Annotated in this window: 6 protein-coding genes; 4 read left to right on the forward strand and 2 right to left on the reverse strand. The window is 63.9% G+C overall.

The genetic code is table 11. From position 1 onward, the window contains the following. On the forward strand, positions 1–229 hold a 229-nt coding region (locus HA052_RS26935; RefSeq protein ID WP_166454416.1), incomplete at its 5' end, for a YidB family protein. A 217-nt stretch (positions 230–446) separates the two neighbouring features. On the opposite strand, the gene HA052_RS26940 is transcribed toward HA052_RS26935, so the two are convergent. After that, positions 447–959 carry a YcnI family copper-binding membrane protein gene (locus tag HA052_RS26940; protein ID WP_166454417.1) on the reverse strand — a complete coding sequence of 171 codons (513 nt, stop codon included), beginning with the start codon at positions 957–959 and terminating at the stop codon, positions 447–449. A gap of 237 nt (positions 960–1,196) precedes the next feature. Between HA052_RS26940 and HA052_RS26945 the strand changes: the two genes are divergently transcribed. The 3 genes from HA052_RS26945 (at position 1,197) to HA052_RS26955 (ending at position 4,424) form a co-directional block, all read left to right on the forward strand. Beyond that, a complete protein-coding gene (locus HA052_RS26945) occupies positions 1,197–3,170 on the forward strand; it encodes a prolyl oligopeptidase family serine peptidase (RefSeq protein WP_206119077.1) in 1,974 nt (657 codons plus the stop codon). Then, positions 3,151–3,612, forward strand: a complete 462-nt coding sequence (locus HA052_RS26950) for a YiiD C-terminal domain-containing protein (RefSeq protein WP_166454418.1) — start codon at positions 3,151–3,153, stop codon at positions 3,610–3,612. Before HA052_RS26945 ends, HA052_RS26950 begins: the two co-directional genes overlap by 20 nt. 185 nt (positions 3,613–3,797) lie before the next feature. Further along, positions 3,798–4,424, forward strand: coding sequence for a hypothetical protein (locus HA052_RS26955; RefSeq protein WP_166454419.1), 627 nt, complete (start codon positions 3,798–3,800; stop codon positions 4,422–4,424). A 196-nt stretch (positions 4,425–4,620) separates the two neighbouring features. Here the strand turns inward: HA052_RS26955 and HA052_RS26960 are convergent, their stop codons facing one another. Further along, positions 4,621–5,070 (reverse strand): hypothetical protein, encoded by a 450-nt coding sequence (locus tag HA052_RS26960; RefSeq protein WP_166454420.1) that lies wholly within the window; start codon positions 5,068–5,070, stop codon positions 4,621–4,623. Positions 5,071–5,419 lie beyond the last annotated feature (349 nt).

A 5,419-nucleotide genomic window follows, 5' to 3' on the forward strand; every position in this document is an offset into this window, starting at 1 on the left:
GGGCGGGAATCTGCCGGTGTCCGCCGAGCAGATCCAGCAAGTACTGGGCGGCGATCAACTCGCCGGCATCGCGGAAAAAGTGGGCCTGGACCAGGGGCAAGTGTCGCAATTGGTGGCCGAACATCTGCCCGGTCTGGTGGACAAGCTGACCCCCAACGGCCAGCTGCCGCAGGGCGAGGATCTGTTGTCCCAGGGGACGGACCTGCTCAAGGGCTTGTTCCGCAGCTGACCCTGTTTACGATCTACTGCGCGTCGGCGATACGGCGTTGAAAACCCCTTCGAAATGCTCATGTACCGTATGTACATTCCGCTTTCTCAGCGGTTTTCGCCTTGTCTCGCTCTAGCTCGCAAGATCGTAAATAGGCTCTGGCCCCACCCATCCATGCAACAACGCCGGCCGCGAGAGACTCGCCGTCGGCGTTTTTCATGGGAGCTAGGGAGAAGGCTTAATGATGATGACCGGCCACGCCGGCCGTCACCGTCAACTCCGCCGCCGGGCTCTTCAGCTCATGAGCATCCTGGCCGGCGGCCGGAATCTCCGCCCAGTTGGTTTCGCCCTGCTCGCATTGCTGCTTCACCTTGAAGAACAGCTTGCCCGGCTGGGCGGCGATCTTGGCCTGGAACACGAACTCATCGTAGAAATTGGACGGCAGCTTGCCGCCCTTCCAGGTGATGCGGCTCACATCCTCGCTCACCTTGCGGCCGTAGTTGTCGAAAGGTTTGACCGCGCTCTTGACCACTTCCACTTCCCAGCCGGCTTTCGGCATCGGCTGCGCCAGGCGCACGCCTTCCGGCATTTCCACGCTGACGGCGGTGGTGGGGCTGCCGTTGCAGCCATGGCCGATTTTCAGCACGCCCTTGTAATAACCGCCGCTGGCGGCGGTAGGGGTTTCCAGGGTGACGTGGGCGAAGGCGGAGCCGGAAGCGGCCAGCAAGGCCAGCAGGGCGAGTTTTTTCATCGTAGCTCTTTGCGGATCAAGGTTAGCGCCGTTGCCGGCCAGGGGCGGCAAATGCGAATGAGGATTGACCGCATCAGTTTAGCGCCTGCTCATTCCTTCCGCATGCGACAAAGTGTCGCATAGTTCGTATGAGAATAATGCATTTGTAACGTCATTGTCATGGCCGCTATACTGGTCCGCTCGCCCAATCGTTCAGGAGCAGTCATGATGGTTCGTGCTTTATCCGCGGCAACGCTAATGATGCTTTCCACTCATGGCTGGGCCGCCGGCGGCTACAGCGGCCTCGGCGCCGCCAGCGTCAGCGCGGAGGACGTGGCGCGCTACCGCGCCGCGCCGCTGCCGGCGGAACTGAGCCGCAAAGTGCAGAACATGCTGGACCTGCGCGCGCCCGGCGCCGGCGTGTTGTCCCCGGACGGCAAGGCGCTGTATTTCAGTTGGCGCGTCACCGGCGTGCCGCAGGTCTGGAGGCTGGACGGCCCGCAGCGCTTCCCGGTTCAGCTTACGGGCGGCGAAGACGCCACCCTGATCCAGGACGTCAGTCCGGACGGGCGCTGGTTGGTGCTCAGCCGCGACCGCAAGGGCGAGGAAAATCCTGGCCTCTATCTGCAAGCCGCCGCCGGCGGCGCGCTGCGCGAAGTACAGCACAAGCCCGGCGTGCAGACCCAGTTCCAGTTTCTCAGCAAGGACGGCCAATGGTTGTACTACCGCAGCAACGACGAGCGGGCCGACAGCTACACCTTGTATCGCTATCGGCTGGCCGACGGCCGCCGCGAGCGTCTGTTCGGCGAGCGCGGGGCCTGGAGCATCGCCGACCACCGCGACGACGGCCGTCTATTGCTGCAAAAGACGCTGAGCAACGCCAGCGCGGAATTCTATTTATGGACGCCGGACGGTAAAGCCTTGCAGCCGCTGCTGGGCCAGGGCGAGGCCGTCGACTATCGGATGGATTTCGGCCTGCGCGACGGCGAATACCTGGTGCGCAGCAATAAGTTCGGCGAATACCACCGTCTTTATCTGTGGAGCGCCGGCGTCTTCCAGGCGCTGACGCCGGAAGCGCGCGGCGACGTGGAAAACCTCAACATCGACCATGAGCGGGGTCGCGTCTACTACACGCTGAGCCAGGACGGTTACGGCAAGGCGCTGGCGCTGGACGGCCGCCGCGGCTACCGCGCGCAGAAACTGCCGGCCTTCCCCGGCGCGGCCCAGGTCAATGTGGTCAATCTCAGCCGCGACGGCCGCTACGTGAACTTCAGCGTGGAAACCGACACCGCGCCGGCCAGCAGCCATGTTTGGGACAGCAAGCGCGGCAAACTCAGCCAATGGCTGTTGCCGTCCGCGCCGGAACTGGATACCCAGGGCTTCGCCAAGGTCAGCCTGGAAAGCTACCCGGCGCGCGACGGCACGCCGATTCCGATGTTCGTGCGCCGGCCGACGCGCTGCGCGGCCACGCCCTGCCCGGTGGTGGTCCACTTTCACGGCGGGCCGGAGAGCCAGAGCCGCGCCGGCTTCTCGCCGCAGGCGCAATTGTTCGTCGACGCCGGCTTCATCTATGTGCAGCCCAATGTGCGCGGCTCCGTCGGCTACGGGAAAACCTGGCTGGACAGCGACAACGGCCCGCGCCGGCTGCAAGTGCTGTCTGATATCGAAGACGCCGCGCGTTACATCCGCAGCCAGTGGGGCGCGAACGGCGCGGCGCCCAAGATCGGCGTAATGGGCGGCAGCTACGGGGGCTATTCCACGCTGGCGGCGATGACCATCTTCGCCGGAGCCTACGACGCCGGCGTGTCCAATGTCGGCATCGCCAATCTGGTCAGCTTCCTGCAAAACACCGCGCCCTACCGCCGCGCGCTGCGCGCCGCCGAATACGGCGATCTGGAACGCGACCGCGCCGCGCTGGAGCAACTGTCGCCCATTAATCACATCGACAAGCTGCGCGATCCGCTGCTGATCATCCAGGGCGTCAGCGACCCGCGGGTGCCGGTGGGCGAAGCGCTGCAAATGTATCGCGCCATGGCCGGCAAGGGCGTGGACGGCGGCCTGATCCTGTTCCCGGACGAAGGCCACGGCGCGGCCAAGCGCGAAAACCAGGTGCTGCAACTGGGCCATAGCCTGTGGTTTTTCCAGCGCCACCTGTTGGGGCAGAATGGAGGCGGCGCCGCCGAAGCCGGCCGCGCCGAACCGGGAGAAAAACATGAGTCCAAAGGCGCTTGAAGACTACCTTCACCAACACATCCCGCTGTCCGCCGCGATGGCGGTCGGCGTGGACGAGGCCAGCGGCGAGCGCGTGATCTTGAACGCGCCGTTGGCGCCCAATATCAATCACCGCGCCACCGTGTTTGGCGGCAGCGCCTCGGCGGTGGCCATCCTCGCCGCCTGGAGCCTGGTGTTCATGCGCCTACGCGAGCGTGGCTTGCCCGGCCGCGTCATCATCCACGGCAACAGCATGCGTTACGACAAGCCCCTCGCCGCCGGCTTTCTGGCACGAGCGACCGCGCCGGAGCCGGCCGCCTGGGACAAACTGGAGCGCGCCTTGCGGCGTGGACGCATGGGACGGCTGCGGCTGACGGTGGCGCTGGAATGCGACGGCGAAGCGGTGGGCGGCCTGGACGGCGAGTTCGTGGTGCTGCCCGGCGAAGACGATTCCCAGCACTGAAGCACGCCTCGCGGTGACGGGGCATCGCTTATCAAACTTTAAATCCAATCTGAATAGCTCATTTTTTGTGCTAAAAAGAAATATCTTGTGCCGGGTTGGGTTGAGCGATAGCCAAAATAACCGCGTCTCGGCGTTCCGGCCACAGCCGCGCCGCAACGCCGGCGGGCGTGCGCTGGGGGAGGCCAATGGCGTTAAAAGCGCAGAAGGAGCTGGAACTGGTGCTGCGTCTATTGCAGCGCAAGGGTTTGCACGCGGTGGACCGGCAGTCCTGGCCGCCGCCGCTGCCGGATGTCGGCGCCACCCTCAGCGACGGCCGGCGGATCGCTTTTGAAGTGACGGAAGTTCATGCGGACGAGCATCTTTTCGGCGGCGGCAAAGGCTGTCTGCGCGCGCTCGAAGTGCGTCAGGCGCAGCAGGGCGAGGATGTGCCGATCAGCGTGCCCAACGCCCCCATCGCCGCGATCAAATACCGGATTCAAGCCAAATGCGTGAAGCGCTACGCGGCCAAGCCGGGCTATGAATTGAGCCTGCTGCTGGCGGCCAATATCCCGCAGTTCGGCGGCGTGGCCGCCACCACCCTGTTTCCCGCCTTTATCCAGGAAGCGGCGCTGACCGCCGCCACCCATGATTTGCTAGAGTCGTCGGCATTCGAGCGCGTCTACCTGCATCTGATCCAGCCCGGCGTCTTGTATGAATGGAGCAAGCAGGAGGCCTGGGTGGAAATGGCCAAAGTCTCGGATGAGGGAGCCCGGCCGCCTTTCTGGGCGGAACCGCTGCTCGGCGGCGTCTGTTGGCAGGGCGGCGCGTCCTGAAAGACAGGACGCGCGTTTTCATTCCAGCTCTTGTTTGCGGTAGCCGTCGTTCTACAAAATCCTTAACCGTGACGCGCAAGGAAAGGCGGCGAGGCTAATCCCCGGTGGGGCTTGGTGGGTATCGCCTATCGGCTCCCCCCTACCCTACAAGATCATTCGTCGTAGGGTGGAGCACAGCGATACCCACCAGCTGAGGTCAGCGATTGCGCAGGCGGATGCGGCGGAAGCGTGCTTCCAGCTTGAGCCTTTGTCCCAGCGCCAGGTAGAGCTGATGCTGGCTATCGACATGGCGATAGACCCGGACCCGGTCGGCGCCCAACAGCATCATGATTTCCAGATAGTTGAAGAAGCCCATCCACTGGCCGCGTCCGTCGCGGTCGTCAAAATCGATATCGCGGGCCACGCGGCTGAGCAGGCCTTTGCCGACGTATTCGCGGTTGTCCTTCATCCATTGCAGCAGGTGGGCCGCGCATTCGCGGCCGTAGCTGACATTGGAGGGGTAGTCCTTGCTGGGCGTAGGCATTTGCCAGTAATGCCGATAGGTGCGACCGGGGCAGAAGCGAACGAAGGGAAGCAAGGCTTCCTGCTGCTCCAGCGAGTGCAGTTTGTAGCGACGACGACGGGGGAAGTTTTGAGAATGTTGCATGGTGTTTCTCCTGCTGTGACACAAGATAAACCACCTGCCGGGGAAGGCTGAGGTATTAGGCAGGCGCGTGGCAGGATTGGCGTACCGGGCTTAAACCAAACCGGTGAGTGCATGGCACTCTCCCACCATGCGCCTGCCAAATGGCGCGGCCATGGTAAAGCAGCCCGCGCTGTATCTAGCGAGGGCCAGTTGGTTTAAGCGGACGGGACGCCAATCCCGTGTGCAACTAGTTTTGGCGGCAACGTGGGGATTGTTGCCGAGGGGGCGGCTGGGGTCAAGGTGGGGTGGTCAGTTTTGAATCCGCTGCGCGGATATTGATTTAGGTGCCGTTTTCCGCGCGGTGAACGGG

Origin of the sequence: Chromobacterium fluminis (assembly GCF_011602385.1) — a bacterium.
Lineage (GTDB): Bacteria > Pseudomonadota > Gammaproteobacteria > Burkholderiales > Chromobacteriaceae > Chromobacterium > Chromobacterium fluminis.